Source organism: Rahnella inusitata (assembly GCF_965118895.1).
Taxonomy (GTDB): domain Bacteria; phylum Pseudomonadota; class Gammaproteobacteria; order Enterobacterales; family Enterobacteriaceae; genus Rahnella; species Rahnella inusitata_A.
The window spans coordinates 1-26,838 of sequence record NZ_CBCPJJ010000004.1 but is presented as its reverse complement, the minus strand read 5'-3'; the positions used below and the strand labels follow the sequence as shown (position 1 = coordinate 26,838).

General features: G+C 53.0%; 25 protein-coding genes and 2 pseudogenes. 20 read left to right on the top strand and 7 right to left on the bottom strand.

The window, feature by feature from the left end; all coding sequences use genetic code 11:
- The first annotated feature begins 16 nt into the window (after positions 1-16).
- The 3 genes from ACMHLI_RS03950 (at position 17) to ACMHLI_RS03940 (ending at position 2,213) form a co-directional block, all read left to right on the top strand.
- Entirely contained in the window at positions 17-640 is a 624-nt protein-coding gene (locus ACMHLI_RS03950; RefSeq protein ID WP_413528336.1) for a hypothetical protein, read from the top strand.
- Between the two features lie 171 nt (positions 641-811).
- Entirely contained in the window at positions 812-1,456 is a 645-nt protein-coding gene (locus ACMHLI_RS03945; RefSeq protein ID WP_413528475.1) for a cytochrome b/b6 domain-containing protein, read from the top strand.
- Entirely contained in the window at positions 1,449-2,213 is a 765-nt protein-coding gene (locus ACMHLI_RS03940) for a molybdopterin-dependent oxidoreductase (protein ID WP_413528335.1), read from the top strand. Before ACMHLI_RS03945 ends, ACMHLI_RS03940 begins: the two co-directional genes overlap by 8 nt.
- A 96-nt stretch (positions 2,214-2,309) precedes the next feature.
- Here the strand turns inward: ACMHLI_RS03940 and ompX are convergent, their stop codons facing one another.
- On the bottom strand, positions 2,310-2,843 hold the full coding sequence (ompX, locus tag ACMHLI_RS03935) for an outer membrane protein OmpX (protein WP_413528334.1): 534 nt from the start codon (positions 2,841-2,843) through the stop codon (positions 2,310-2,312).
- A 486-nt stretch (positions 2,844-3,329) separates the two neighbouring features.
- Here ompX and rhtA point away from each other — a divergent pair, with 486 nt between their 5' ends.
- From rhtA to dps, 5 genes are all read left to right on the top strand, one after another.
- A complete protein-coding gene (gene rhtA, locus ACMHLI_RS03930; RefSeq protein WP_413528474.1) occupies positions 3,330-4,238 on the top strand; it encodes a threonine/homoserine exporter RhtA in 909 nt (302 codons plus the stop codon).
- Between the two features lie 188 nt (positions 4,239-4,426).
- The gene (locus tag ACMHLI_RS03925) at positions 4,427-4,990 is read left to right on the top strand and encodes a fasciclin domain-containing protein (protein ID WP_413528333.1); all 564 of its coding nucleotides are present in this window, start codon (positions 4,427-4,429) and stop codon (positions 4,988-4,990) included.
- Between the two features lie 64 nt (positions 4,991-5,054).
- On the top strand, positions 5,055-5,636 hold the full coding sequence (locus tag ACMHLI_RS03920; RefSeq protein WP_413528332.1) for a sigma-70 family RNA polymerase sigma factor: 582 nt from the start codon (positions 5,055-5,057) through the stop codon (positions 5,634-5,636).
- Complete coding sequence (locus ACMHLI_RS03915) at positions 5,633-6,310, top strand: anti-sigma factor domain-containing protein (RefSeq protein ID WP_413528331.1); 678 nt, start codon at positions 5,633-5,635, stop codon at positions 6,308-6,310. Before ACMHLI_RS03920 ends, ACMHLI_RS03915 begins: the two co-directional genes overlap by 4 nt.
- 407 nt (positions 6,311-6,717) lie before the next feature.
- Positions 6,718-7,221 carry a DNA starvation/stationary phase protection protein Dps gene (gene dps / locus ACMHLI_RS03910; protein WP_112166546.1) on the top strand — a complete coding sequence of 168 codons (504 nt, stop codon included), beginning with the start codon at positions 6,718-6,720 and terminating at the stop codon, positions 7,219-7,221.
- Between the two features lie 165 nt (positions 7,222-7,386).
- Here the strand turns inward: dps and ACMHLI_RS03905 are convergent.
- Positions 7,387-7,506: pseudogene (locus ACMHLI_RS03905) on the bottom strand (KpsF/GutQ family sugar-phosphate isomerase); the annotation flags it as partial.
- A gap of 213 nt (positions 7,507-7,719) precedes the next feature.
- Here ACMHLI_RS03905 and ACMHLI_RS03900 point away from each other — a divergent pair.
- The 5 genes from ACMHLI_RS03900 to ybiO all read left to right on the top strand — a co-directional run bounded on the left by ACMHLI_RS03900 (position 7,720) and on the right by ybiO (position 13,310).
- Entirely contained in the window at positions 7,720-7,986 is a 267-nt protein-coding gene (locus tag ACMHLI_RS03900) for a DksA/TraR family C4-type zinc finger protein (protein WP_413528330.1), read from the top strand.
- Positions 7,987-8,395: 409 nt separating this feature from the next.
- Positions 8,396-9,139, top strand: coding sequence for a glutamine ABC transporter substrate-binding protein GlnH (gene glnH, locus ACMHLI_RS03895; RefSeq protein ID WP_413528329.1), 744 nt, complete (start codon positions 8,396-8,398; stop codon positions 9,137-9,139).
- Between the two features lie 106 nt (positions 9,140-9,245).
- Complete coding sequence (glnP, locus tag ACMHLI_RS03890) at positions 9,246-9,905, top strand: glutamine ABC transporter permease GlnP (RefSeq protein WP_413528328.1); 660 nt, start codon at positions 9,246-9,248, stop codon at positions 9,903-9,905.
- Entirely contained in the window at positions 9,902-10,624 is a 723-nt protein-coding gene (gene glnQ, locus ACMHLI_RS03885; RefSeq protein WP_056782351.1) for a glutamine ABC transporter ATP-binding protein GlnQ, read from the top strand. The genes glnP and glnQ overlap by 4 nt, the downstream gene beginning before the upstream one ends.
- Positions 10,625-11,087: 463 nt before the next feature.
- Positions 11,088-13,310 (top strand): mechanosensitive channel protein, encoded by a 2,223-nt coding sequence (gene ybiO, locus ACMHLI_RS03880; RefSeq protein WP_413528327.1) that lies wholly within the window; start codon positions 11,088-11,090, stop codon positions 13,308-13,310.
- Positions 13,311-14,002: 692 nt separating this feature from the next.
- On the opposite strand, the gene ACMHLI_RS03875 is transcribed toward ybiO, so the two are convergent.
- Both ACMHLI_RS03875 and rlmF read right to left on the bottom strand, forming a co-directional pair.
- Positions 14,003-15,307, bottom strand: a complete 1,305-nt coding sequence (locus tag ACMHLI_RS03875) for a methyl-accepting chemotaxis protein (protein WP_413528326.1) — start codon at positions 15,305-15,307, stop codon at positions 14,003-14,005.
- Positions 15,308-15,645: 338 nt separating this feature from the next.
- Entirely contained in the window at positions 15,646-16,611 is a 966-nt protein-coding gene (rlmF, locus tag ACMHLI_RS03870; protein WP_413528325.1) for a 23S rRNA (adenine(1618)-N(6))-methyltransferase RlmF, read from the bottom strand.
- Positions 16,612-16,816: 205 nt separating this feature from the next.
- Between rlmF and ACMHLI_RS03865 the strand changes: the two genes are divergently transcribed.
- On the top strand, positions 16,817-17,446 hold the full coding sequence (locus ACMHLI_RS03865) for a flavin reductase family protein (RefSeq protein WP_413528324.1): 630 nt from the start codon (positions 16,817-16,819) through the stop codon (positions 17,444-17,446).
- Positions 17,447-17,520: 74 nt separating this feature from the next.
- On the opposite strand, the gene ACMHLI_RS03860 is transcribed toward ACMHLI_RS03865, so the two are convergent.
- Positions 17,521-19,383, bottom strand: coding sequence for a M3 family metallopeptidase (locus ACMHLI_RS03860; protein WP_413528323.1), 1,863 nt, complete (start codon positions 19,381-19,383; stop codon positions 17,521-17,523).
- Positions 19,384-19,495: 112 nt separating this feature from the next.
- On the bottom strand, positions 19,496-19,837 hold the full coding sequence (locus tag ACMHLI_RS03855) for a zinc ribbon domain-containing protein YjdM (RefSeq protein WP_413528322.1): 342 nt from the start codon (positions 19,835-19,837) through the stop codon (positions 19,496-19,498).
- A 361-nt stretch (positions 19,838-20,198) separates the two neighbouring features.
- Between ACMHLI_RS03855 and ACMHLI_RS03850 the strand changes: the two genes are divergently transcribed.
- Positions 20,199-21,680 carry a sugar ABC transporter ATP-binding protein gene (locus ACMHLI_RS03850; RefSeq protein ID WP_413528473.1) on the top strand — a complete coding sequence of 494 codons (1,482 nt, stop codon included), beginning with the start codon at positions 20,199-20,201 and terminating at the stop codon, positions 21,678-21,680.
- Positions 21,681-21,688: 8 nt separating this feature from the next.
- Positions 21,689-22,687 (top strand): ABC transporter permease, encoded by a 999-nt coding sequence (locus ACMHLI_RS03845; RefSeq protein ID WP_413528472.1) that lies wholly within the window; start codon positions 21,689-21,691, stop codon positions 22,685-22,687.
- 116 nt (positions 22,688-22,803) lie between these two features.
- On the opposite strand, the gene aphA is transcribed toward ACMHLI_RS03845, so the two are convergent.
- Entirely contained in the window at positions 22,804-23,517 is a 714-nt protein-coding gene (aphA, locus tag ACMHLI_RS03840) for an acid phosphatase AphA (protein WP_413528471.1), read from the bottom strand.
- A gap of 271 nt (positions 23,518-23,788) precedes the next feature.
- Between aphA and ACMHLI_RS03835 the strand changes: the two genes are divergently transcribed.
- The 4 genes and pseudogenes from ACMHLI_RS03835 to ACMHLI_RS03820 form a co-directional block, all read left to right on the top strand.
- Positions 23,789-24,826, top strand: a complete 1,038-nt coding sequence (locus ACMHLI_RS03835; protein ID WP_413528321.1) for an NADP-dependent oxidoreductase — start codon at positions 23,789-23,791, stop codon at positions 24,824-24,826.
- Positions 24,827-24,867: 41 nt separating this feature from the next.
- Positions 24,868-25,563, top strand: coding sequence for a type 1 glutamine amidotransferase domain-containing protein (locus ACMHLI_RS03830; RefSeq protein WP_413528320.1), 696 nt, complete (start codon positions 24,868-24,870; stop codon positions 25,561-25,563).
- Positions 25,564-25,600: 37 nt separating this feature from the next.
- The gene (locus ACMHLI_RS03825) at positions 25,601-26,083 is read left to right on the top strand and encodes a kinase inhibitor (RefSeq protein ID WP_413528319.1); all 483 of its coding nucleotides are present in this window, start codon (positions 25,601-25,603) and stop codon (positions 26,081-26,083) included.
- 122 nt (positions 26,084-26,205) lie between these two features.
- Positions 26,206-26,838: pseudogene (locus ACMHLI_RS03820) on the top strand (acyl-CoA thioesterase); the annotation flags it as partial.

The window sequence follows — 26,838 nt, the reverse complement described above, 5'->3', positions numbered from 1 at the left end:
AACTGGAGAGATAAACATGAATACACCAACACGCCTTGCAGGTCTTTTACTCGGTTCGCTGCTGATGTGCAGCGGGATGACATCCGCCTTTGCGGCTGACAACGTCATCAAGCCAACGCGCGGAACCATTGAATCCGTAAATAATTCTTCGATGCAGGTTACTACCCGACAGGGCGAAAAGCTGGACGTTAAGCTGACCGATCAGACCAAAATCAACGCCGTGACCAAAGGCCAGATCAGCGACATCAAGGCGGACAGCTTCATCGGTACCGCAGCTGTTCCGCAGGCCAACGGCACGCTGAAAGCACTGGAAGTTCATGTATTTGCGCCAAGCCTGCGCGGCAGCGGTGAAGGTTTCAACCCGTTTGAATCCGCCGATGGCAAAATCAACACCATGACTAACGGCACCGTCGGCAAACTGGTCAACGCCAATGGCCGCACGCTGACCGTGAAATATCATGACGCGGAAAAAACAGTTGTCGTTCCTGACGATGTACCGGTGGTTCTGCTGGCGCCGGGCGATCGCAGCCTGCTGAAACCGGGCACTAAAATCGTGCTGTTCGCGATGAAAGACGACAAAGGTGCACTGGTTGCCCGTGGTATCGCTGCCGGTAAAGACGGCGTCGCGCCACCGATGTAACCCTTAGCGCTTACGCCGGCGGGCCGTGTCTGTCAGTCGGCGTAAGTGGTTTTTGAAGAACTGCGCAGGGTGAAACCTCCCTCTTTCACTTTGCGCAGTTTCTCATTACGCAGGAGCTTATCCGTGAAATCTCAACCCTCCCCGCTGCGTACGTCAAATTCAACTATTCATCTGTCGAAAAAAAAGCGTCCTTTATCGAAAAAAAAACGCATTCATTCCTGGCCGGTTCGCATTTGCCACTGGATCAACCTGCTGGCGATGATTGGCATGGTGATGAGCGGCTGGGGAATTTATAACGCCGACCCGATTTTCCCGTTTACCTTTCCGCAAAGCACCACGCTCGGCGGATGGCTGGGCGGCAATATTGCCTGGCATCTGGCGGTGATGTGGCTGATGGCGGCCAACGGCCTGTTTTATATGTTGTGGGGGATTTTTACCGGCCACTTCAAACGTGACTTTTTCCCTTTTTCGCCACGTACCGTCTGGCGCGATACCGTCCGCGCCCTGACGTTCCACCTCCCGCATAAGCTCGGCCAGTACAACGCGGTGCAGAAACTGATGTACGTTGGCGTGCTTCTGCTGGGCGTATTACTGGTGCTCTCGGGGTTATCCATCTGGAAACCGGTGCAGTTCAGCGGTCTGGTGTGGTGGTTTGGCGGCTTTGATATCGCCCGCTATGTCCATTTCTTTGCCATGAGCGGCGTGATGTTGTTCGTGGTGGTTCACGTGGTCATGGTGTTGCTGGTGCCGAAAACCTTTGTCGCCATGATTACCGGCGGTAAAAAAATCAGTACGGAGGAAAGCGCTGATGAGTGATAAATCAGACCGCCCAAAAATCATTATCGAACCCGATCAGCGCAAGCAGCTGGTGAACATACAGCGCCGTTTATTGCTGCGCTCCGGTCTGACGCTGGGGGCGGTATCAATGCTGACCGGCTGTAATTTGCAGGATGGTGATCAGGTCGACAAAGTTTTGTGGGCGATGTCCCGCTGGAATGACCGCGTGCAGGGCTGGCTGTTCAGCGGCCAGAAGCTGGCACAAACCTATCGTGAAGATCAGATAACCACGCCGTTCCGCTTCAATGCGTTCTACCCGGAATACAATGTGCCGGAGATCGACATTCCCAATTACCGGCTGGAAGTTTCCGGTCTGGTGCAGAAAAAAGCCTCGTGGACGCTGGAACAGTTGCAGCGCCTGCCGCAGGAGAGCCAGATCACCCGCCTGATTTGCATCGAAGGCTGGAGCGTCATCGGCCAGTGGAAGGGCGTCCCGCTGAAAACTTTTTTGCAGCACACCGGCGCAGACCTCACGGCGAAATACGTCGGATTCAAATGCGACGACCGTTACTATTCCAGCATCGATATGGCCACGGCCTTGCATCCGCAAACCATACTGGCACTGGATTTTGGTGGCAAACCACTGCCACCGGATTTCGGCTATCCGCTACGTCTGCGTATGCCGACCAAACTCGGCTTCAAAAACGCCAAACATATCGGCGCTATTTTTGTCACCAATGAGAATCCGGGCGGTTACTGGGAAGATCAGGGGTATAACTGGTTTAGCGGGATTTGAAGTAAGGAGAAATCCCAGACATAAAAAAACCGCTCAAGTGAGCGGTTTTTCATTTTCGAATTGGCGTAACGTTAAACGTTACTCAATCTCGAAGAATTAGAAGCTGTAACCAACGCCAGCGATCCAGGTGCCAACATCAACACTGCGGATACGGGACTGTTCGTAGGAAACATCCAGAGCAACGTTCTGGATTGGGTTGAACTGCAGACCAGCGCCGTAAGATACGCCGTAGTCGCTGTTGTCAAATTTCTGACGGTTTGCAGTAGATGCAGCGTTATCGTTCTGCTGGAATTTACCGTAGCCCACACCTACAACACCGTAGATGGAAACCCAGTCAGCCAGACGATAAGCAGGACCTGCAGTCAGACCGTAGTATTGTGCTTTACGGTAGTCACCAGAAGCCGGAGTGCTGTCATCCTGGATATAGGTGAATGAACCGATAACGCCCAGTGGGTTGTTGTCTTCTTCCCAACGGTATTTCAAGTTGAAGCCGTTTGCTTTGTTAGCAACGCCTTGCATATCACCCTGAGCGTAACCAGCGGTTACGGTGCTGGTGTCAGCGAATGCGCTTGTTGAAACGCCCAGTGCTACTACGCAAGCTAATGCGGAAAGACATGCAATTTTTTTCATAAACCACCTCAAAATGGGAAACCAAAGTAACCTTCACGTTTGAAAATATAACAAAAACCAGCGTGAAACTCTGCCTTAATATAGATGTCCAAAGCACTCTATCGTGTAACATAAAGTTTCCAACAGGGTATATCTTATTAATTTTATTGTGATTTTCGTCACCAAAACTATAAGAAAAACTTATTGAACTTTTTGAGATTAGCAGATAATTCCTAAAATTTTGGGCAAAAAATCGACATCTTTTTGCAACATTTCCGAAATTTTAAGATTTTTTTCGAAAACTCTCACTCCGAAAAAAACTTTTTTCACTGATTTTTTCTTCCCCCATTTCCCTCTACACTGACTGTGCTTTACCTTTCTTTTCAAAACTATAAATCTGAAGATTTTCGATTAAATGGATCACCTAAAAAGGCGCAATGGATGACACAGTCTGATAAAAAGCCGCAGATCGCTCTGCCCGCTGATGAACATAACAACAGCCCGCCGTTGCCGGCTTTACCTAAAAAAGCCTCTCCTCTGGTTGCGATTCTGTTGCTCCTCATCGCTATGCTCTCACTACAGGGCGGTGCTTCACTGGCGAAAACCTTGTTTCCGGTCGTCGGGCCTCAGGGCGTGACGGCGCTGCGTCTGGGCCTTGGCTCTATTCTGTTGCTGCTTTATTTCCGCCCGTGGCGCTTTAAAATGCGCGGCGGCAATTTTCGCGCCCTGCTGATGTACGGACTGGCGCTCGGTTGCATGAACTACAGTTTCTATCTGGCGTTGCGCACCGTGCCGCTCGGCATTGCCGTTGCGCTGGAGTTTACCGGGCCGCTGGCCGTCGCGATGTTCTCATCACGCCGTCCGGTAGATTTCGTCTGGGTGGCGCTGGCCGTGGCCGGATTATTGTTCCTGCTGCCACTTGGCCAAAGCGCGGGCGGTGTGGATCTCAAAGGTGCCTGCTTTGCGCTGATCGCCGGTGCCTGCTGGGCCATCTATATCCTTGCCGGACAGCGTGCAGGTAGCAGCTACGGGCCTGGGACGGCGGCGATGGGCTCGGTGATCGCCGCGATTATCTTCTTCCCGATTGGCGTCGCGCAGGCGCATACCTCTATCTTTACCTGGGAAATCCTGCCGCTGGGGTTGCTTATCGCCCTGCTCACCTCCGCCATTCCTTATTCACTCGAGATGATGGCGCTGACCAAGCTGCCCGCCAAAACCTTCGGAACGCTGATGAGCATGGAACCGGCAATGGCCGCGCTTTCCGGGATAATCTTCTTAGGGGAATTTCTGACGGCTTATCAATGGCTCGGTCTGGCGGCAATTATTGCGGCGTCGGCGGGTTCGACGCTGACCCTCCAGCGTAAAACCAAAATCGAAACGGTGGACGTACCGGGGAATAATCCGTCGGGTAAATAGCATTCATCACCCTGCACAAAAAAACCACGATTCACCGCGTGGTTTTTTCCTTTTTAATCAAGCCACTAAAAATTACTTTCGCTTATTTCACTTATTTTCATCATTTCCTGCATCCAAAAGCAGGGAGTCATTCGTATGTACTGATGTGAGGCAAGACCTTACCTACTCAACATACGAAGGACACCATCATGAAAACATTACTCCGTACCGCAATCTGTGCATCTCTTCTGCTGAGCACCGCGTCAATGGCTGCAATGATGTCGCAAAACACCACCATGGTGGGTGGCGCTGAGATGTATCCGTCCAAAAATATCGTAGAAAATGCCCTGAATTCTAAAGACCACACCACGCTGGTCGCCGCAGTGAAAGCTGCCGGTCTGGTGGATACGTTGCAAAGCAAAGGCCCGTTCACCGTGTTTGCGCCAACTAACGCCGCGTTTGCCAAACTGCCCGCCGGCACCGTCGATAATCTGGTGAAACCAGAAAACAAAGCCACGCTGACCAGCATCCTGACCTACCACGTGGTGGCGGGTAAGTATGAAATGAAGGACCTGGAAAAACTGCTGAAAAAAGGCAACGGCGCCGCAGAGCTGAAAACCGTTAACGGCCAGCCGCTGTGGATTATGAACAACGGCCCGCACAATATTCAGCTCAAAGATGGCAAAGGCAATATCGCCAATATCAGCACTTATGACGTTCAGCAGAAGAACGGTGTGATCGATGTTATCGATACCGTCCTGATGCCTAAATAATACCGACTATACTGAGAGCTGGATTTCCTTATGAAACAGCATCTCAGACAGTCAGGACGGGCGAATGCATGACCCTTTGTTAAATACGCCAGCACCAGATAAAGCGCTGGAAGTACAGCGTGAGCTAATGAGCGCCATGGCCGTTGGCGACCGTCAGGCATTCGAACAGCTTTACCGTTTGACCTCCCCGAGGCTTTTCGCCGTCGCATTACGTATGCTGCGGCGGCACGCCTGGGCGGAAGAAGTATTGCACGACAGCTACATCACCGCGTGGAACCGGGCGGCGTCTTACAACCCCGCCCTCAGTTCCCCGATGACCTGGCTCACCCACATTGTCCGCAACCGCGCCATCGACTGGATGCGCGGACGCGACAACCAGACAGACGAACTGGACGACAGCGTGGCGGACCGTTACGTCGAACAAAGTGATGAGCCCCTGGAGCGTTTGCAGCAGGACAGCGATGCCAAAATTCTGGCCAACTGTCTGGCGCACCTTCCCGCAGAACAAAGACAAAGCCTGATCCTGGCCTATTATCAGGGTCTGTCTCATGGCGAGGTCTCATCTCATTTACAACAACCCCTGGGGACGATCAAAAGCTGGATCCGTCGCGCCCTGGAACACTTAAAGAGCTGCGTCGGATTATGAAAAGCAGAAGCCATTATCATGCTGCACTCGCGGCTGAATATGCGCTCGGCACCTTGCGCGGCGCAGCAAAAATTCAGTTCGAGCAAAAAATGCGTGACGACCCTGAACTGGCGGCCGAAGTGGCCCGCTGGCAGGAAGCCTTCACTCAGCTGGATAACCAGATTGTCCCGGTGATCCCCCCAGCCTCGGTGTGGAAACGCATCCGGCATAATCTGGATCTCCAACCGGTTAAACGCACGGTAACACCGAAAACGCACGTTCGCGGTTATCTCGGCTGGGCGCTGGCCGCAGGTCTTGCAGCATTGCTGCTGATCCCGCGTCTGCTGGTGCAACCTGCCGCGCCACTGCCGGTAGCCATACTTGCCAGCAGCACCGGTGCTCAGGGCGGGCAATGGGTGGTAAGCGCTGACATGAGCACGCGCAGCCTGATGCTGACGCCGCTGAATGCCCAACGCGTGGCGGCAGACCGCAGCCTTGAACTCTGGGCTATTGCTCCGGGGGGCAAACCGCAATCGCTCGGGTTACTCAATACTCAGCAACCGACACAGCTCACGCTGGCCGCCAAAATGCCGGATCCCGGCTTTACGCTGGCGATCAGTGTTGAACCGCACGGTGGCTCTCCGATCGGTCACCCGACCGGCGCGGTACTCTACAGCGGGGCTCTGGCACTCTGACAGTAGAAATTTAAGTCAGTCAATTTCATCAATAATCAACGGCGGGGAATATTTCCTCCGTTGATTATTGATAAGGCTGGATATTATGGGGCAAATAATCATTCGCAGGTGTTAATATTTCTCATTCTCTTAACCGTACTTCAGAAATATATATCCCCACACGTCATGTAACATTCTTAAATATTTCATACTGATTGCGCTAGAATATTTTCCTCCCTTCAGGAATATTCCTATCCACCTTTAAAATCAGCGTGATAGGTTTATTACAACTGTCCGTGATGCATTATTTGGCACACGCTATCAGAACGATAGGAACGACTTTCCTGCAAAACTGAGATTTATAGCTATACTGGATCCAGTTACGAAACAAAGTCATTTATAACAACTCAATGAAGAGGATATCTATTATGAGTACAGCCAAACTGGTCAAAACGAAATCTTCTGAACTCATTTATACACGCAACGATGTAGATGAAAGTGTAAAACTGGATACGATCAAAGTGTTGAACCGTCTGGTAACTGAGTTTATCGATCTGTCGCTGATCACCAAGCAGGCGCACTGGAACATGCGTGGCGCTAACTTCATCGGCGTACATGAAATGCTGGATGGATTCCGTACTGCGATCACTGAGCATCAGGACACTATCGCAGAACGTGTCGTGCAGTTAGGCGGCGTTGCGCTGGGTACCGTGCAGGTGGTTAACGATAAAACGCCACTGAAAAGTTACCCGACTAACATTCATACCGTGCAGGAACACCTGAAAGCACTGGCAGAACGTTACGCCGTGGTCGCGAATGATACGCGTAAAGCGATCGGCGAAGTGGAAGATGAAGACACCGCAGATATATTCACCGCCGCATCCCGCGATCTGGATAAATTCCTGTGGTTCATCGAATCCAATATCGAGTAATCAGGACTCGATTGCCGCAGTTGAAATCTGCGGCATAACAACGGGTCAATGCTAAAAAAAGGCCAGTGGCGAAAGCGACTGGCTTTTTTTGTTTCCATGCCTCAACTCTCACTTTATGGATCACGGTGCGCAATGTTTTTAGTCGAAGATTCGAACCCGTCCAGCCACATCGCCGTGAAGGGCTTCAGCGGGATGAATAAAGAAACCTGGGGTACCGGTAAACGCCAGCGTCGTGGAAATCTTTCGTCCCACGTGGCCGGATTTGCCCATACCCGAAGGAATGACATGGCGTTTCGCCTGCTGATTGCTGGCTGTCGAGTTGAGTCGAAAGGCCAGGAAAAAACCAACTATAATTAACGACTACTCTGCGGTCAGAAGATTTCAATAGTTTGTTATATAACAGATAGTTATTTGTATATGACAAATTTATTGGCTGGCTGAAATATCAACAAATTGGGTTTTTCTCAATAAATCAGACTTATATCAAGTGAGGTCATTATGGCAAGCGGATGGGCGCAAGATGGCGCAGTTCAGGATCAGATTGATTCCACGGTAAACGATGCGGTCGATCGCGCACGTCAGGCATTAGGCCACGGCGAAAGTGCAGAATTTTGCCACGAGTGTGGTGAACCTATTCCAGAAGCACGCAGAAAGGCGCTCAGGGGCGTGCAGTATTGTCTCACCTGCCAGGCTGCACTGGACAAAAAACAGCAAGATCACGCGGGTTACAATCGTCGCGGCAGTAAGGACAGCCAGCTTCGATAATATCCCCTCTGTTTTACTTATAAAGGGTTGCACCATTATGGTTCAACCAAAGTGATTTCCCCCGTGAATATCCGGTTCCCCGCCTTAACATCTGCTTCAAAATTGAGCACAGGTTTTGCTCCCGTTCCGAAAAAGTTAGAGCGAGTTATCATTTGCGCAGCGTAGTTGTTAATTAATGATTGTTTAAAACACAACATCTGGTTAATGATAAAGCGCTGCACCACAAGAGAACATTGCAAAGTGTAACAATGCACCACGTCAGTGCATTAGCCTCTCAATTTACTGCTTTAACGGTTCAGCCTGCCTTTAACCCATTGAATTTTAATATTCATCAATTTTGGCATAAATTTTGCATTAAAGCGTCGTAACATAAGATCGTTCCCATAATATGTACAAAGGAAATTCACTGATGAAGTCACTCTTAAAAGTTTCCCTGGCCGCGTTAACTCTGGCCTTTGCCGTTAGCTCACACGCAGCAGACAAAAAACTGATCGTAGCTACCGACACTGCGTTTGTACCGTTTGAATTCAAACAAGGCGACAAGTATGTCGGCTTCGATATCGACCTGTGGGACGCAGTCGCTAAAGAGATGAAAGTCTCTTATGAACTTAAACCAATGGACTTCGGCGGCATCATCCCTGCGCTGCAAACTCATAACATCGATCTGGCGCTGGCGGGTATCACCATCACGCCTGAACGTAAAAAAGCGATCGACTTCTCTGACGGCTATTACAACAGCGGCCTGATGGTGATGGTTAAAAGTAACAATGACGCCATCAAAAGCGTGAACGATCTGAAAGGCAAAGTGGTTGCAGTGAAAAGCGGCACCAGCTCTGTTGATTACATGAAAGCCAACGTGCAAACCAAAGATCTGCGTCAGTTCCCGAACATCGACAGCGCCTACATGGAGCTGGGCACAGGCCGTGCGGATGCGGTGATGCATGACACCCCGAATATCCTGTACTTCATCAAAACTGCTGGTAAAGGTCAGTTCAAAGCGGTTGGCGATTCACTGGCTGGCCAGCAATACGGTATCGCATTCCCGCAGGGCAGCGAACTGCGTGAGAAAGCCAACGCCGCGCTGAAAACCATCAAAGAGAATGGTACTTACGCAAAAATCTATAAAAAATGGTTTGATACCGAACCTAAATAAGCGTTGCTCATTTAAGTCGTTCCTTTTATAGATGTATGACTTGAGATAAAGCGCCTGTACGACATCGTCAGTTCAGGCGCAGTTTTGTTTTACCAGGAGAGAATCCATGCAGTTTGACTGGAGCGTAATTTGGCCCGCTCTGCCTATCCTGCTCGAAGGCGCCAAGATGACATTGTGGATCTCGGTCCTCGGTCTGGTTGGTGGTCTGATTATCGGTGTGATTGCGGGTTTTGCCCGCGCCTTTGGTGGCTGGGTAAGCAGCCATATCGCACTGGTCTTCATCGAGCTCATTCGCGGTACGCCTATCGTCGTACAAGTAATGTTCATCTATTTCGCCCTGCCGATGATGGTTCCCGATCTGCGTATCGACCCCTTCAGCGCGGCAGTGGTTACCATCATGATCAACTCCGGTGCGTACATCGCTGAAATTACGCGTGGCGCGGTGTTGTCCATTCACAATGGTTTCCGCGAAGCCGGTCTGGCGCTGGGTCTTTCCCGCCGCGCGACTCTGCGTTACATCATCATGCCGCTGGCGTTGCGCCGCATGTTGCCACCGCTGGGTAACCAGTGGATTGTGAGTATCAAAGATACCTCGCTGTTTATCGTCATCGGTGTTGCCGAGCTGACCCGTCAGGGCCAGGAAATCATCGCCGGTAACTTCCGCGCGATGGAAATCTGGAGTGCGGTTGCCGTTATCTATCTGATCATCACGCTGGCTCTGAGCTTTGTTCTGCGCCGCTTAGAACGCAAACTGAAAATTATATGATTGAATTCAAGAACGTCTCAAAACACTTTGGCAAAACCCAGGTGCTCCACGACATCGATCTGAACATTTCTCAGGGTGAAGTCGTGGTTATTATCGGGCCATCAGGTTCCGGTAAATCTACACTGCTGCGTTGCATCAATAAGCTGGAAGAAATCACCTCAGGCGATCTCATCGTTGATGGCCTGAAAGTGAATGACCCGAAAGTAGACGAACGTCTGATCCGTCAGGAAGCCGGCATGGTTTTCCAGCAGTTCTATCTCTTCCCGCACATGACGGCGCTGGAAAACGTGGCCTTCGGCCCGATCCGCGTACGTGGTGCATCAAAAGAAGAAGCCAATAAACTGGCGAAAGAACTGCTGGCGAAAGTCGGTCTGTCTGAGCGCGCGCATCACTACCCTTCTGAGCTTTCCGGTGGTCAGCAACAGCGCGTGGCGATTGCCCGTGCGCTGGCGGTGAAACCTAAACTGATGCTGTTTGATGAGCCCACGTCGGCGCTTGATCCGGAACTGCGTCACGAAGTACTGACCGTGATGAAACAGCTGGCTGACGAAGGCATGACGATGGTTATCGTGACTCACGAAGTTGGCTTCGCCGAGAAAGTCGCCTCACGATTGATCTTCATCGATAAAGGCCGCATTGCGGAAGACGGCAAACCGGCGGATCTGGTGAATAACCCACCGAGTGAGCGTTTACGCGAGTTCTTGCAGCACGTTTCTTAAGTTGCAGAAAATCTGAACGAGAATATTTTGGTTTCTTAGGTACGGTGATCACTTAGTTCGCCGCGCCTAAACCGACCAAAGGAGGGAAGTGCTTTCCCTCCTTTGGATCCCTCCCCGCTTTTAAAACACGTGCCATGCATCCTGGGTATGTTTCAGCAGCCGCTGTTATTGCCGCAAACTCCGCCGCTGCGCGGTGCTTTCGCTTCGGGTTCGGACCCGCTCTCGCGGTTTCTCACCACTCACTCAACGTCGTTTTGAACGCGGCCACTGGCTATGTAAATCGAAAGCTCATTTAGGCTTGGTAGTATGAACTCGATGAGATTAAATATATTACTTTGCACTTCCCCTGCCTATGGCACGTCACCCCACAACGTTTTGCCACAAATTATCTACAATACGGTCACTCTTGCTTTACCCTTAGGACTGCACAATTTCGATTAACCGTCATTTTGAGAGAGGAACAATGCCGCATAACGACAGGACTCCGTTGGCTCACCGCATCCATACACATCTATTTTCGGCTCTGCTGTTTATCACCCTCGCCATGTTCAGCGCCTTCAGCCACGCGGCTGAGGAGAAACCCGCTGCGGGCGATCAGCAAAAAGCCTCTTACGCCGCGCTGGCCGATATTCTTCAGGATGACAAAGCCCGCGCTGAACTGATTACCCATCTACGCGAAGCCGCCGCAGGCAACCCTGACGCAGCCAAAACGGCCAGCGAAAAAACTGCACCGCAGGCTGAACAGCTGTCGCTGATTGATCAGCTGGTGGATACCACCCAGCAAACCGCTTCTGGGATCATGAAACGTGTCCAGGTGCTTAAAGACACCATCAACTCCGGTCCTCAGCACCATTTTAATGCCGCCCGTTTCTTCCAGGTACTGGGTTATTTCCTGCTGACCGTCGTGGTGACCTTTGCATTTTTCCATCTGATCCGCCGGTTAATCGGCCCGCTGTACCTGCGCCTCGGCCGCTGGGGAAATCATGCGCGGATGAAAGAGACGCACTGGTACAAACTGCCCGCCAGCATCATCGGTGCGTTCGCGGTCGATCTCGGCATTTTATTGCTGACCGTTGCCGCCGGGAATTTGTTTACCCAGTACGTCAACGGTGGCAGCCCGCTGATTGCGCGTTTGCAGGCGTTGTTCCTCAGTGCCTTCGCGGTGATCGAATTCTTCAAAGCCGTCCTGCGATTGATCTTTTCACCCAGCTTCGGCTATCTGCGCCCTTTCCCGCTGGCTGACGTCACGGCCCGCTACTGGAATACCCGTCTGGCGTGGGTGAGCGGCCTGATCGGCTATGCGCTGATGGTCGGCGTGCCGGTGGTCGCCACGCAAATCAACTACACCACCGCCGCCGTGGTGAACTTTGTAGTAATGCTGTCGCTGACGATTTACGCCAGCTGGCTTATCCTGCATAACCGCCGCACTATCCATCATGAATTCAATCAGTTGGCCGAACGCTCTATGGCGTTTTTCAGCGTGATCCTGCGCGCCCTCGGCCATGTCTGGCACCTGCTGGCGGTCAGTTATTTTGTGGTGCTGTTCTTCCTTTCGCAGTTTGATTTCGCCGGTAGCCTGCGCTTTATGATGGCCGCGACCATCAAAAGTCTGGTGATTATCGGTCTTGGCGCGTTGATTTCCGGCCTGCTTTCGCGCTGGATCAGCCGTCGTATCACCCTGCCTGACGACGTCAACCGCCGCTATCCGCTGCTGGAAAAACGCATCAACTCCTACATTCCCGCGGGTCTGAAAATCATCCGCGTGCTGGTGGTACTGAGCGTCACACTCTCCCTGCTCGATGCATGGCAAATCTTTAATCTGAATAAATGGTTCATGACCGAAACCGGCGAGAAGGTGATCAGCGGGCTGGGCCATATGCTGTTTATTCTGTGCTTCGCGATTGTCGCCTGGACGCTGCTCGCCAGTGTGATTGAACATCGTCTGGCGCAGGAACTGAGCAACGGTGCGCGCCCCAGCGCCCGTGAGCGCACGCTGCTGACGCTGTTTCGCAACGTGCTGGCCATCGTGATTTGTACCATTACCATTATGATCATGCTGTCTCAGGTCGGGCTAAATATCGCCCCGCTGCTGGCCGGTGCCGGTGCGCTGGGTCTGGCAGTCAGCTTCGGCGCGCAAACGCTGGTGAAAGACGTGATCACCGGGATTTTTATCCAGTTTGAAAACGGCATGAATACCGGAGAATACGTCACGGTGATGGGCATCAGCGGCACCGTGGAACGCATGACCATCCGCTCGATTGGCCTGCGCGATATTTACGGCGTCTATCACATTGTTCCGTACTCTTCGATCACCACGCTCTCCAACTACGAACGCGAGTTTGGCGTTTATCGCGCCAGTTATAACGTCAGTCGCGACGAAGACGTCGATGCCGCCAACGCCGTTCTGCGCGAGGCCGTTGAAGCGCTGAAGCAAGATGAAAACATCAAACCGCTGCTGCTCGGCGAACCGACCTATCAGGGCGTTGTGGGATTAGGCGATCAGTTCTTCACCCTGCGCGTGCTGGTGCGAACCAAGGCTCTGGAACAATGGACGGTGCAATATGCGCTTGACCGGTTGGTGAAGAATCACTTCGCGCAGGCGGGAATTGAGATGCCGAAGCAGGCAGTTCAGATTTATAACGGCGACGGGGCGCAGCCGGGGATCAATGCGGGTGCCACGCAATAGCTGATTGAATAATGACCGAGAATATTTCGGTTTCTCGCGCGCAGTGATCACTTAACACTCTGTGCCGAAACCGCCAAAGAGGGAGGAAAGCGCCTCCCTCTTTGATCTCCCACGCTTTCTTCAAACACGCGCTATCGCTGGTACAACGGACATGATCTTTGAATCCTGCGTGTGGCGCAAAACCCTGCCGCTGCGCGGTGCCTTCACTCGGTCCTGAAGCCACAGGTCTTCAGGCCGCTCCGTTCAGCAGGATTTTTTGATCGCGCCATCACACCTTTTTAAAAAATAAAAATGAAAACTTGCACAGCGTATTTGTTTTTTTGAAATGATCCTAGCCGGTGAAGTTGTGACCTAGAAAGCCCATGGCCGCTTTCAAAAATCACGCTGGAGGGAGAGGTGGAAAACCGCGCGTTTGTTCGCGCGGGTTGTAACCCGACCGAAGGGCACCGCGCAGCGGCGGGATTTTGCGGTAATAGCGAAAGCCGCTGAAACATAGCCGGTCTGCATGGCACCTGTTTTCAAGAGCCGGAGATTCTTAAGAGGCGCGGCGATAGGCGCCTCTTAAGGCCAGTTTGGGTGGCAACCCAAGGTCTTGACTTTGAATTTGCCGTTAAATTGATCCGAGTGGCTCTTCATAAATTTCTGCCATTTTCAAACGGCTCTCACCGCTGCGATCCATTCTGACTGCCACTCTACTGTCTGCTCCGCTCCCCCGCGATCACCGAAAACTCCGCCATCATCCGCACCAGATCCTGCATCCCCAGATTCACCTGATTAATGACATCGCCCGCATTGCGGCTAAGCGTAACACCGCCGCCTGCGCGGTTAACGCAGTTGCCCATACCGTCAATTGCGGCCATGACGCCCTCGCGGATGTTCTGCGTCAGCTGGTCAATCTCGACGGCCGCTTTGCGGGACTGATCGGCCAGTGACCGGACTTCTCCGGCGACGACGGCGAAACCTCTGCCCTGCTCCCCGGCATGGGCGGCTTCAATCGTGGCGTTGATGGCCAGCAGATTGGTTTGCGAGGAAATGCGCCGGATGGTATCCACCATCTCGCCGATACGTTCTGACGTCTGGCCGAGCTGGCCGATGATGTCGGAGGTGCGACGCGCTAATGCCTCGACTTCCTGCATATCTTCCACCGCTTTCTGCACAATGGTGACGCCTTCGGCAGCGGTTTTATCAGTGGTGAGAGAAAGCTCGTGAACGTGCGTCATCATGCTTTCCTGCTGACGCTGCTGAGTCATCTGGCTGGTGATGTCCTGCGCGATTTTGACCACTTTCAGCACCTTGCCATCGTCGTCCATCACCGGGTTATAACTTGCTTCCAGCCAGATACTCTGCCCGCGGCCATTAATGCGTTCGAAACGTCCAAGAATAAACTCACCGTTTTTCAGACGTTGCCAGTGATTGCGGTAATCATGGGAATCACGATATTTCGGCAGGCAAAACATCGAATGGGAATGACCTTTAATTTGTTGCAGAGAATAGCGCATGACTTTGAGGAAGTTATTGTTTGCAGAAATGATGTGACCCTCTGGCGTAAAGGTAATGAGCGCCATGGAACGCTCAAGTGCCTGATAAATGCCATTGTGCTCATGTGATTCATTAACCCGTTCAGAAACATCGCTGGCAATTTTAATTATTTCAGTGACTTTGCCCTGCTTATTTTTAACCGGGATATAGGTGGCTTCCAGCCAGATAATGTTGCCGTTCTTACGCACCCGTTTGATATTCCCGCTGACCGACTTCCCCTGCCGTAGCCCTTCCCAGTGCAGCCGGTATGCATCACTGGCGACAAACTCCGGGGTGCAAAATATCCGGTGTGGCTGGCCGACGACTTCCTGCCGACTGTAGCCCATGCCGTTGAGGAACAAATCGTTCACCTCAAGCACCACGCCATCTGGCGTGAAGGCAATCATCGGAACAGCCTGCTGAATAGCCGAGTATTTTTCACGCCAGGCCGTACTAAATTGATGAGAGAATAATTGCATAGGACAGACACCCTGTGGCTGATAACGTGAATTAATGCGTAAACGCCATTAATTGAAAAATAAACACGTGCTAAGTCCGCAGGTTATTAGTGACCGAACTAACAAGCAGCGAAACATTAGTCTGACCCCTGGGTGGGTTTCAGGCAGGCAACAACATAATCACCAATGCTGTGATAATAAAATAACGCAAAGAATCATTACTTTGATAACTAATAAGCTTTTTTATAGTGAATTAAGCATAATTTAATCCACTCAAAAAGAAAGGGGGCGACCGGACTATTTTTCCAGCGCGCTCATGAACAGATGAACACGCTGGAATGTTTCATTTCACGTCGTGATCAGACTGACCAGCGTTTAATTGCCCAGCTTTTTTGCTGCGATGGCGTCAGGAACGTCCAGGCAACGAAGCGGCTGATTTTGTTACCGTGGACCATTTCGACGGTGCGAATGTCCGTTACGCCTTCTTCATTCAGCGCGTCATACAGCAACGGCAGCGTGGTTTTTTTAGAAACCAGCACGGTGTACCAGAAACAGTTCTGCGCTTTACCTGCACTCTCTTCCGCCATGCGGGTCACAAAGGCTTCTTCGCCGCCTTCACACCACAGTTCATTGTGCTGACCACCGAAGTTAAGCTCAGACGTGGCGCGACGATCCAGCCCCAGATTCTGACGCTTACGCTGGCTGCCGGACGCCGCATCCGCCGCAGAGGAGTGGAACGGCGGGTTACACAGCACGGCGTCGTAACGCTCATCGTGACGAATAATGGTATCGAGAATACGCTGCGGTTTAGCCTGCAAACGGAAACGTACCTGATTGGTCAGCTGCGGGTTGGTCGCTACGATTTTCTTAGCAGCAGCCATAGAGACCGGGTCGATCTCACTGGCGGTAAAGCGCCAGCCATATTCGCGCAGGCCGATAATCGGGTAAATACAGTTGGCGCCAACGCCGATATCCAGCACGGAAATATCTTTGCCCTGCGGAATATTGCCGTTGTTGCTGCTCGCCAGCAAATCGGCCAGATGGTGCACGTAATCCGCACGCCCCGGAATTGGCGGACAAAGATAATCAGCCGGAATATCCCAGTTTTCAATCTGATAGCAATCATGCAGTAATGCGCGATTCAGCGCTTTGACTGCCTGGGCATTAGCGAAATCAACCGATAGATCGCCCCATTTGTTTTCAGTGACGAACGGCGCCAGGTCGGGATTGTTGGCAATCAGGGCCGGGAAATCATAGCGGCTGCGATGACGATTTCGCGGGTGAAGACCGCTTTTTTCCTGAGGGAAGACTTTCTTTTTTTCCACCTGAGTGACTCTCCGAAAAGGTGTGCGCGACGCATAAAACATGCGATGGGGCGTGGGATATTCATTTATTGCCGCACAAGATACCACAAACCGTCGCCGCCTGCCGGATGCTCACCGGCGGGGGCACATAAAAACCGCCAATCCACCTTCAAAATGGGTAATCTGGTATTCAGAAACTAAATCAATACATTGCCAGAGGAATATCATGAACGCTGATGATCGCTATTATTACGAACCCGCATCCGGTCACGGTCTGCCGCACGACCCGCTCAACGCCATTGTCGGTCCGCGCCCGATCGGCTGGATTTCCTCACGCAATGCCACAGGCCAGCGCAATCTCGCGCCTTACAGCTTCTTTAACTGTTTCAATTATCGTCCACCGATCATTGGTTTCGCCAGCAGTGGCTGGAAAGACAGCGTGGCGAATATCGTCGAAACCGGTGAATTCGTCTGGAACCTGACGACGCGGGCATTGGCGGTGAAAATGAATGAAAGCTCGGCGTCACTGGAGCGCGGTAACGACGAGTTCGACTTCGCAGGCCTGACGCCGCAGCCGGGTAAAATCGTCGCCGCCGATCGCGTTCTCGAAAGCCCGGTCAATTTCGAATGTAAGCTGACGCAGTGCATTCAGCTGAAAACTGCCGCCGGTGGCGATATTGATACCTGGCTGGTGCTCGGTGAAGTTGTCGCCGTGCATATCGCCCCGCACCTGCTGGTGGACGGCATCTATCAGACCGCCCTCGCCGAGCCGGTCTTGCGCGCCGGAGGCCCTTCCGCCTATTACGGCATTTCCGAAGAATTACGCTTTGATTTAATCCGCCCCGACGCCCGCTGACCGCTCCCGGACAACAAAAAACCGCCGCCGGATTTCACCCCGGCGGCGGTTTTTATTTTCAGGCTTTCAGGCAGTTACTTCGCCGGATAGTTCTGTTCCACGAAGTCCGCAAAATCCTGACACATCGCCTCGTCGCCATCCGCGCTGTCGGCCAGAATGCGTTTGCCGTCGATCACCCGGATATGCACATTGAGGTCAAAATCCGCTTCCGGCTGTTCGCGCTTGGATGCCAGCTCGATGGTTTGCTGCGCGTCCTGCCACGCTGCATCGACCGTCTGATTACAGGCCTGCGCCAGATACGCCGGATTGAACCCTTCACCGGTCAGGCTGCGCAGCGTTTCGTCGTGGCTCACGCTGTTGCCCGGCGTCCAGTAATGTTTCGCCAGATCAGGGCCGATTGCCGGGTTATCAGTGAGGTAGCCGTCACGTTTGAGGAAGAACGCGCGAGTTTGCTCAACGGCCATCATCGCCAGCAGATAACCCTGATAAGAGCAGGCCGATTCCATCGACAGCAGATGTGGAATTGCCAGCGTCGGACGCGGGCTGCCGGTCACACCGAGAATATGGGTTTCGATGTCACGCGCCAGCGCGATCATTGCTTCCGGCGTGCGTTTTTCATCAGGCCATTGATACAGCTGCCATTCGAAATACGGCACCAGCAAAATGTGACGTTCGTTGAACGAGCGCATCGGCTGGCGAGCCTCGATACTGGCGTGGATCAGTTCGTCAGGCACGGATTCACCAGCGGCGTTTTTGGCATAGCGCTTCAGCCAGTCGGCGTCATCAAGCAGACTGTCGCAGAACATCGACTGCGTTTCGGCATAGGCCATCGACGTCGGCGGGAACTCCTGCGAGAAGCATGGCGCATTCTGGCGGATATTGGCGAAGTGCGCCGCGTGGCCGCCTTCATGGAACAGCGTATTCAGCCCGCTGGCACCGCTGCCTATCTGGTCGGGTTTCGCCAGACTGGTGAAGTTGATCACCGCAGGCACCCACTTACCGTTATCAAAGAACGGAGGTACCGGACCATGCATAAAGCCGTTTTCGAATTTGCCTTCACGCACCAGCAGATCCAGCTGCATATCTGCGCCATTAAAACCGATGTTCAGGCGCTTAAAGCTGTCAATCCAGCGGCGCAGTGAATCGGCAAACGGGAAGTAAGGATCGAGCTGACGGGTGACGTCACCGGCGCTGGCGAAGCGGATATTCCACGGCAGCAGCGCGGCATCGCCTTCGCGCGCGACCAGTTCATTCAGGCTGCGCGTGTTACTTTCGCGGGTTTGCTCTTCGAACCGATCGAGGATAGCGAACAGCTGTTCCGGCGTCATACGCTCGGTTTTATTCACTTTATAGTCGAAATAGTTGCGGTAACCGAGCTGGCGCGCAAAGCGGTTGCGCAGACTGATAAGCTCCGGCAAGCCGTTGTGCAGCAACCACTCTTCCAGTTCACGCAGCGCATTCTGCGAACTGCGGCGATAGGTTTCGTTTTCGTTGTTCGCCTGGTTGGTCAGCAGCTCGCCAAGTGAAGCGCTCACGCGCTCGCCTTTGCTGTTGATGTGCGTCATGCGGTACTGCTTACGCTTACCAAACAACGCGGATTCGGCCTGAATAATGTCATCCAGCAGCGCCTGCGCTTTGGGGTCTTCGATCACGTTACAGTCGAAGAAGTTCAGCCAGCCGCGCAGGCCGTGGAGAACGGCTTCACCGTCTTTATCGAGTTTTTGATTGTCGAGTTGAGCGATGACCTGGCGTAATTGTGCCGGGCGGGAAGGTTCGGCGATAAAACGTTTGTAGGCGGTTTCGGCGGCGGAGAACGCTTCGGCGACGTTGTCATCACCGATGCCCATGTAGTTTTGCCAGAACAAATTTTCTTTGTCCTGATGCACTTTAAGGTAATCGTGGTTGAGGGCGTTAAGGTAGTCCTGAGCCTGTTTCATGCAATCTTCTCTGCTGAAAGTTAACGAGATTATGCATTGAGTGTATGTTTAAGCGGCGGTTCTGTCGATACGGCAAAACCGCGTTAAACCATCAGGCTTCAGTGGTGACCAGTCAGTTCTTTTTAACAAACTCGGATTTGAGTTTCATCTGACCAAAACCGTCAATCTTGCAGTCGATGTTGTGATCGCCTTCGCAAAGACGAATGCCTTTTACTTTGGTGCCGATCTTCAGCATTGAAGAACTGCCTTTTACTTTCAGGTCTTTGATTACCGTAACGGAATCGCCGTCTGCCAGCAGATTGCCGTTGGCGTCGATCACTTTCAGCGCGTCGTCTTCAGCCGCTGTTTCGCCAGCCAAAGGCCAGACATGCCCACATTCAGGGCAATTAAGCATTTCACCGTCCTGCCATGTAAATTCGGACTTACAAGTCGGACAATTTGGTAACGTTTCCATAATAAAACCTCATATTATGCTTTTAAAAAAGCCATTTAAATCATGATTAAAATCCTTTAGTAGGGGTATTTTAATCTTTAATCGCAAATTTTGATAGCCGGAACAGGATTTTCAGTAATATCCCTTTACAGGCTGACCGCGCCTTTTGCTCATCACCCTTCGAAGGGAGGGGGCAATCCAAAGTCTTGACCTTGATGTTGAGTTTAGATCTTTTTGAACTTACTTATCCCATTTAATCCCTTGCTTAATCCCCCCAATATGTTAAAAATTTGCAATTAAAAGCTTACAGACGGCTAAACGTCTAACCCCCCATCCGTCTATCAATAAGGTCAATCCAAGCGTGAGTTCTTCCCTTCTTGAGATGCGCAATATCTCGATTTCATTTGCGGGTTTCCCCGCCCTGCGCCAGGTTGATTTCACGCTGGAAGGCGGCTCCGTCCACGCGTTAGTCGGCGCGAACGGTGCGGGTAAATCCACGTTGATGGCGGTGCTGTCCGGCACCCACGACCATTACACCGGGCAGGTCACGATCGACGGCCAGCCGGTGAATATCAGGCTACCGCATCAGGCCCGTGACCACGGAATTCATCTGGTGCAGCAGGAAGTGGACGTTGCACTGGTGCCGACGCTGAACGTTGCTGAAAATATCATGCTCGACAGGCTTTCTGAGCCGGGTCATTGGCATAACTGGTCGCAGCTTTATCATCAGGCACAACGGCTGATCGCACAGCTCGGGCTGAATATCGATCTCCGCGCGCGCATTGAAAGCTGCACGCTGGCGGAGAAACAGCTGATTTTGCTGGCACGGGCGTTATCGCATAAGTGCCGGTTCCTGATCCTCGATGAACCGACTGCCCCGCTCGATCAGGCGGAAAGCGCGAGACTGTTCGCGCTGGTGCGCAAGCTGAAAGCCACAGGTATGGCTGTCGTATTTATCTCCCACCGAATCCACGAACTGCGCGATATCTGTGACCGCATGACCGTGCTGCGCGACGGACGTCTGGTCAGCGATGACAGCATGGACGGCCTGAGTAACGAACACATTATTGAGAAAATGATCGGCCATCAGCTCGATGATATTTATCCACCGCGCCGCCCTGCGCACAGCGGGGAGACGCTGCTGCAAATCCACGGGATGCACGACAAAGACAAACTGCGCGATATATCGCTGCGGCTGCATCGGGGCGAAATCCTTGGGATCGCCGGGCTTGCCGGGGCGGGTAAAACCGAACTGTGCAAAGCGCTGTTTGGCGCGACGCCGAGCCAGGTGGAAAGAGGTGAACTGAATGGCAAACCGTGGAAGCCGAAAGAACCGCATCTTTCGGTGGAACAGGGCCTGGCGTTAGTGCCGGAAGAACGACGTAAAGAAGGGATTTTTATCGATGAGGATATCCCGATGAATCTGAGCGTCACCGCCGACGACACCTTCTCGCGCTGGAGCATTTTTAACCGCCGCCAGTCGCTGTCGTGGGCGAAGGATATTATTGGCCGCTTAGGCATTCGCGCTTCCGGGCCGATGCAGAAACTGGCCCGGCTTTCCGGCGGTAATCAGCAAAAGGTGGCGATCGGAAAATGGCTGCGCAGTGAGAGTCAGGTGTTGATCTTCGACGAACCGACAAAAGGCGTGGACATCAAAGCCAAAACGGACGTGTTCAGGCTGATTGACGGCCTGGCGCAACAGGGAAAAGGCATTATTTATGCTTCCGGTGAGTTCGCCGAACTGGTCGGTTTGTGCGACCGCATTCTGGTGTTATGGGATGGCCGTATCGTGGCCGAACTGGATGCCGCAGACATCGACGAAGAAACCTTATTAGTCTATTCAACCGGAGGAACACCCGCGTGAACAAAGCCGTGGTGAGTAAAGAAAGCGTACCCGAAGCCAGCCAGCCCTGGCGTCATCAGCTGTTCGAGTTTTTGTATAAATGGGGCATGTTGCTGACCGTGGTATTGCTGATCGCCGGTTTTGGCGTGGCATCGGACAACTTTCTCGAACCGTCGAACATCATCAATATTCTGCGCTCTATCGCCATCGTGACGGTGATTGCCATCGGCGTCTCAATTTCACTTTCGGTCGGCGGCTTCGATTTATCGGTCGGTTCGACCGCCTCGCTCGCGAATGCGCTGGTGATTTCGATGTTCGTCTGGCACGGCTTTGGCACCACCGAAGCCATTCTGATCACGCTCGCGCTCTGTACGCTGGTTGGCCTGTTCAACGCTTTTCTGATCGTTATCCTGAAAATTCCGGACATGCTGGCCACGCTCGCCAGCCTGTTCGTGATTCAGGGCGCGGCGATGACCTACAGCTACGGCGGTTCGATCACCGAAAATATGGTGCTGCCAAGCGGCGACATGGCCGAAGGTACAGTGCCGGCGGTGTTTAGTCTGTTGGGTCAGGTGCCAGTGATCGTGATTGTCATGGCCGTCGTGACGATCGCCGTCCAGCTGTTTATGTCGCTGACCAAGCATGGGCGCCGCATGTACGCCATCGGCGGAAATCCGCTGGCGGCACGTCTGGCAGGGATCCGCACGGCGCGTTACCGCGTCATTGCCTACGTGATTTCCTCGGTCCTTGCAGGCGCTGGCGGTATTTTGCTGGCATCACGGATTGGCTCCTCGCAGGTCAACGCCGGTGGCGGTTATCTGATGGATGCGGTGGCTGCGGCGTATATCGGGTTTTCGCTGGCGGGATCAGGCAAGCCGAATGCGCTCGGAACGTTGCTGGGCGCGGTGATTTTGGGCGTTCTGTCTAACGGACTGGTGATGTTGTCTGTGCCGTATTATGCGATGGATATCATCAAGGGATTGGTACTTGCAGTGGCGCTGGCACTGACCTACATTCAAAAACGATAAGCAATTCAGGTCAGCGTGGAAACGCCTTTCCTCGCTGACCGGCCCCTTCTGCGGAGTTACCTGACCTGCGTACCCTCACTGGATTTTAAGGGGGGAAATCGCAGAGTCAGAGACTATCAATACTCTGAATTTACCACGACTTCTTCGCCATAGACGCCTGCCTGCGGCAGAGGTTTATAGCTGGAGTTAGAGGCGCGAAGTACACGGATGCCACGGGCGCCGGCAGCCTGCGCGGCGGTGATGTCGTTGTCGGAGTCACCGTAGAAAATCTTGATCTGCTTGTCTTTCAGCCACTGCGTTTTAGTGTTCTGCCCGGCTTTGTCACCCGCGAAAATCACCGGATTCACTTTGTCTTGTGGGATCTGGAAATCATCCTGCAAGGTTTTCGTGACCGTTTCGGTTTTCGTTTCGCTGCGTCCGGTCACGAAGTAGATGCTGTCTCCACGTTTGAGATGCATCGCAATCAGGCCTTTAGCCACCTCTTTCGGCATGCTGAACTCATCCCAACCATTGTTCATTTTCTCCCAGAATTGCGGATTTTTCAGGTAATCCTGTTTACCCGGCGAAAATTCCAGCTGGCCGCGGTAGAACCCAGGCGAGGAGAACAGCACGGTGTCATCAATATCAAAACCTACCGCCACCGGCGCACGCCCGTTAAGGCTGTTTTCGATTTGCGCGACGGACACCCAGTGAACCGGTGACTGCTGCGCGAGCTGCGCCACGTTGACGCCCGGATAGAGCGGCGCAGGCGCGGACTCTTTGGCAATAGCGGAGTGATTAAGGCTGAGCAGCAGGCAAATGGCACTCAGTGCCAGTGTGGTTTTACGCATCATGATCCCTTTTTTATGCTTATTAATCTTGAAGATAAAGTGGAGCAACTGGTCAAAAATCTTACCGAACATACCTGCGTAAATTTCAGAGGGAAAGGGTTTTCTCGGCGGGTGTCATAGGAAAAGATGATGATCACACTATAGGGGAGAATCGTCTGACTTATTGGCGGAGAGCATCAGACGCTTCATTCAAACAAGATTATGCGGCCTATACTTATTCCCTATTGTTTCGAGTTTTAACTCTCTTATATACAAACGGAAAGGAACAGGTATGCCTCAATTACAATCCGAAAACCGCCGCATCGTACTGGCGTCACGCCCTCACGGTAAGCCCGTTGACGATAACTTCCGTCTCGAAAAAGCCCCTTTACCGCAGGCCAAAAACGGTCAGCTTTTATTGCGCACCGTATGGCTTTCACTCGACCCGTACATGCGCGGCCGCATGAGTGATGCACCCTCTTACGCCGCGCCGGTACAAATCGGCGAAGTGATGACCGGCGGCGCGGTGTCGCGCGTGGTGGAATCTCACAGCCCGGACTTTAAAACCGGTGATCTGGTGGTCGGGAGCACCGGCTGGCAGGATTACTCAGTGGCCGACGCCAACACCGTGAAAAAGCTGGAAGGCGCAGCCCTCAAACAACCTTCTCTGGCGCTGGGCGTGCTTGGGATGCCGGGCTTCACCGCTTTTATGGGTCTGCTGGATATTGGTGAACCTAAACCCGGCGAAACGCTGGTGGTGGCCGCCGCAACCGGCCCGGTCGGATCGCTTGTCGGGCAGATAGGTAAGATCAAAGGCTGTCGCGTGGTCGGCATCGCCGGTGGCGAAGAAAAATGCCGCTACGCCGTCGAACATTTTGGTTTTGACGAATGTCTGGATCACCGCGCACCCGATCTGGATAAGCGCCTGAAAGCCGCCTGCCCGGACGGTATCGACGTATATTTTGAAAACGTCGGCGGCGCGGTATTTGACGCCGTGCTGCCGTTGCTCAATACCAAAGCGCGTATTCCGGTATGCGGTTTAGTCTCGCAGTACAACGCCACCGGCCTGAACGACGGCCCGGATCGCCTTTCGCTGCTGACCGGGACTATCCTTAAGAAACGTATGCGCATGCAGGGCTTCATCATTTTTGATGATTACGGCCACCGTTATCCCGAATTCGCCAAACAGATGAGTGAATGGTTTGAAGACGGAAAAGTGAAGTTCCGCGAACATGTGGTTGAAGGTCTGGAAAACGCACCGCAGGCATTCTTCGGGCTGCTTGAGGGGAAAAACTTCGGCAAACTGGTGGTCCGTGTCGGGCAGGATTGATAGCGGATAACGACGCTTTACTCACGTCCACAGGAGGTAACATGAAATTACTGATTGTATTGACATCGCACGATAAACTCGGCGAAACCGGCAAGAAAACCGGCTTCTGGCTGGAAGAATTCACCGCACCGTATTACGAATTTCTGGATGCGGGCGCGACGCTGACGCTGGCTTCACCGAAAGGCGGCCAGCCACCGCTGGATCCGAAAAGCGATGAACCGGATGCACAAACCGGGACCACCGACCGTTTCCGTAAAGATAAAGACGCACAGCACGCGCTGGCGAATACCGTAAAACTGGCAGACGTGAAAGCCGGTGATTTCGATGCGGTGTTTTATCCGGGCGGTCACGGTCCGTTGTGGGATCTGGCAGAAGATGCACATTCTATTGCATTAATTCAGGCATTCTGGACAGCGGGCAAGCCGGTTTCCGCGGTCTGCCATGCGCCGGGGGTTCTGCGCAATGTGCTGCTGGAAGACGGTACGCCGCTGGTGAAAGATAAACGCGTCACCGGGTTTAGCAACAGCGAGGAAGACGGCGTAGGTCTGACTGACATCGTGCCATTCCTGGTTGAAGATGAGCTGAAAAAACACGGCGGCGATTACAGTAAAGCAGCCGACTGGCATCCGTATGCGGTGACCGACGGCAAGCTTATCACCGGTCAGAATCCGGCCTCTTCCACCGCCGTCGCGAAAGCGTTGCTGAAAATGCTGGGCGGAGGCGAAGTCGCCAAGTAATCTGGCTGATAACAACACACCATCAGATGAGGGTTTTATGGCATTTACACTGACCAGCAACGATCTGCGCGACGGCGAGAAAATGCCGGAAACGCAGGTCTTCAATGGAATGGGCTACACCGGCGAGAACCTGTCGCCACATCTGGCCTGGTCCGGCGCACCGGAAGGCACCAAAAGTTTTGTGGTAACCGTCTATGATCCCGATGCACCTACCGGCTCCGGCTGGTGGCACTGGGGCGTCGCCAATATTCCGGCTGACGTGACGGAGCTGCCGCAGGGCGCAGGCTCGGGTAAAGGCGGTTTACCTGCCGGTGCAGTGCAGACTCGCACGGACTTCGGCAAAGCCGGATATGGCGGCGCCGCACCTCCGCAGGGCGAGCATCATCACTATCATTTCACCGTATATGCTCTCGATGTAGAGCAGCTTGAAGTCAACGAAGAAGCCAGCGGTGCCTATCTCGGCTTCAACGTCCATTTCCATACGCTCGGCAAAGCATCACTGACAGTGATATATAGCTGATTCCTGTGGTATAAAAGAACCAGAAAAGGTGGTCAGTTTTGCTGACCACCGTTTTTTTATTGCGGCCTTCGTCGCGACATTGAAAAAAAGAATAAATGTTCTTCATCAAGGAGTCAGTCACAGTGAAAATTTCCACCCTGTCGCGCGCGTGCGCCGTGTTGTCTGCCGGCCTGTTCCTGGCGGCATGTAGCAGCAGCCATGAAGGCAAATCCAGCCAGGTTGCTCCCGGCACCGCGTCCCTGCCCGTGTTATCTGCGGACGAAGCGGCCAACTTTACAGCGAAAAAATATCTGGCCTTTGGCGGCCCTTCTTTGCAGGTTCAGCAACAGAGCTGGTTCCCGAAACTGGTCAGCACTGACGGTGTGAAAACAGACTTCGTGGTCGGCCCGCAGTTAGGCACCGACGGCGCAGCCTATTCCAGCGTACAACTGGCAGTCAATGCCGCACTGGCCGTGCGTAACCACGGTGAACGCATCTTCATAAAAATCCTGCCAGGTACCTACTCTGGCGCGGTTTACATCCCGGCGGGTTCTCCGCCAGTGACCTTATTCGGCGCAGGCAACAGCTCTTCTGACGTCACGCTGTCTCAGGGTCTGGAAGCCACCAGCACACCGGCCACATACCGTTCTACCGTCAGTCCTAATGGCCAGTTCCTGCCAGGCGACCGCGCGAACTATATGTTCCAGAACTGTGCGACGCAGACGACTGAAACCATCGGCACCGGCTGTTCCGCGACCGTCTGGTCACAAAGTAAC

Excerpts from the sequence above, each read along its gene's own strand:
- ACMHLI_RS03950 (WP_413528336.1), top strand. The coding sequence starts at position 17 with ATGAATACACCAACACGCCTTGCAGGTCTTTTACTCGGTTCGCTGCTG.
- ACMHLI_RS03940 (WP_413528335.1), top strand. The coding sequence starts at position 1,449 with ATGAGTGATAAATCAGACCGCCCAAAAATCATTATCGAACCCGATCAG.
- ompX (WP_413528334.1), bottom strand. The coding sequence starts at position 2,843 with ATGAAAAAAATTGCATGTCTTTCCGCATTAGCTTGCGTAGTAGCACTG.
- ACMHLI_RS03925 (WP_413528333.1), top strand. The coding sequence starts at position 4,427 with ATGAAAACATTACTCCGTACCGCAATCTGTGCATCTCTTCTGCTGAGC.
- ACMHLI_RS03920 (WP_413528332.1), top strand. The coding sequence starts at position 5,055 with ATGCATGACCCTTTGTTAAATACGCCAGCACCAGATAAAGCGCTGGAA.
- ACMHLI_RS03915 (WP_413528331.1), top strand. The coding sequence starts at position 5,633 with ATGAAAAGCAGAAGCCATTATCATGCTGCACTCGCGGCTGAATATGCG.
- dps (WP_112166546.1), top strand. The coding sequence starts at position 6,718 with ATGAGTACAGCCAAACTGGTCAAAACGAAATCTTCTGAACTCATTTAT.
- ACMHLI_RS03900 (WP_413528330.1), top strand. The coding sequence starts at position 7,720 with ATGGCAAGCGGATGGGCGCAAGATGGCGCAGTTCAGGATCAGATTGAT.
- glnH (WP_413528329.1), top strand. The coding sequence starts at position 8,396 with ATGAAGTCACTCTTAAAAGTTTCCCTGGCCGCGTTAACTCTGGCCTTT.
- glnP (WP_413528328.1), top strand. The coding sequence starts at position 9,246 with ATGCAGTTTGACTGGAGCGTAATTTGGCCCGCTCTGCCTATCCTGCTC.
- glnQ (WP_056782351.1), top strand. The coding sequence starts at position 9,902 with ATGATTGAATTCAAGAACGTCTCAAAACACTTTGGCAAAACCCAGGTG.
- ybiO (WP_413528327.1), top strand. The coding sequence starts at position 11,088 with ATGCCGCATAACGACAGGACTCCGTTGGCTCACCGCATCCATACACAT.
- ACMHLI_RS03875 (WP_413528326.1), bottom strand. The coding sequence starts at position 15,307 with ATGCAATTATTCTCTCATCAATTTAGTACGGCCTGGCGTGAAAAATAC.
- ACMHLI_RS03865 (WP_413528324.1), top strand. The coding sequence starts at position 16,817 with ATGAACGCTGATGATCGCTATTATTACGAACCCGCATCCGGTCACGGT.
- ACMHLI_RS03860 (WP_413528323.1), bottom strand. The coding sequence starts at position 19,383 with ATGAAACAGGCTCAGGACTACCTTAACGCCCTCAACCACGATTACCTT.
- ACMHLI_RS03855 (WP_413528322.1), bottom strand. The coding sequence starts at position 19,837 with ATGGAAACGTTACCAAATTGTCCGACTTGTAAGTCCGAATTTACATGG.
- ACMHLI_RS03850 (WP_413528473.1), top strand. The coding sequence starts at position 20,199 with ATGCGCAATATCTCGATTTCATTTGCGGGTTTCCCCGCCCTGCGCCAG.
- aphA (WP_413528471.1), bottom strand. The coding sequence starts at position 23,517 with ATGCGTAAAACCACACTGGCACTGAGTGCCATTTGCCTGCTGCTCAGC.
- ACMHLI_RS03835 (WP_413528321.1), top strand. The coding sequence starts at position 23,789 with ATGCCTCAATTACAATCCGAAAACCGCCGCATCGTACTGGCGTCACGC.
- ACMHLI_RS03830 (WP_413528320.1), top strand. The coding sequence starts at position 24,868 with ATGAAATTACTGATTGTATTGACATCGCACGATAAACTCGGCGAAACC.
- ACMHLI_RS03825 (WP_413528319.1), top strand. The coding sequence starts at position 25,601 with ATGGCATTTACACTGACCAGCAACGATCTGCGCGACGGCGAGAAAATG.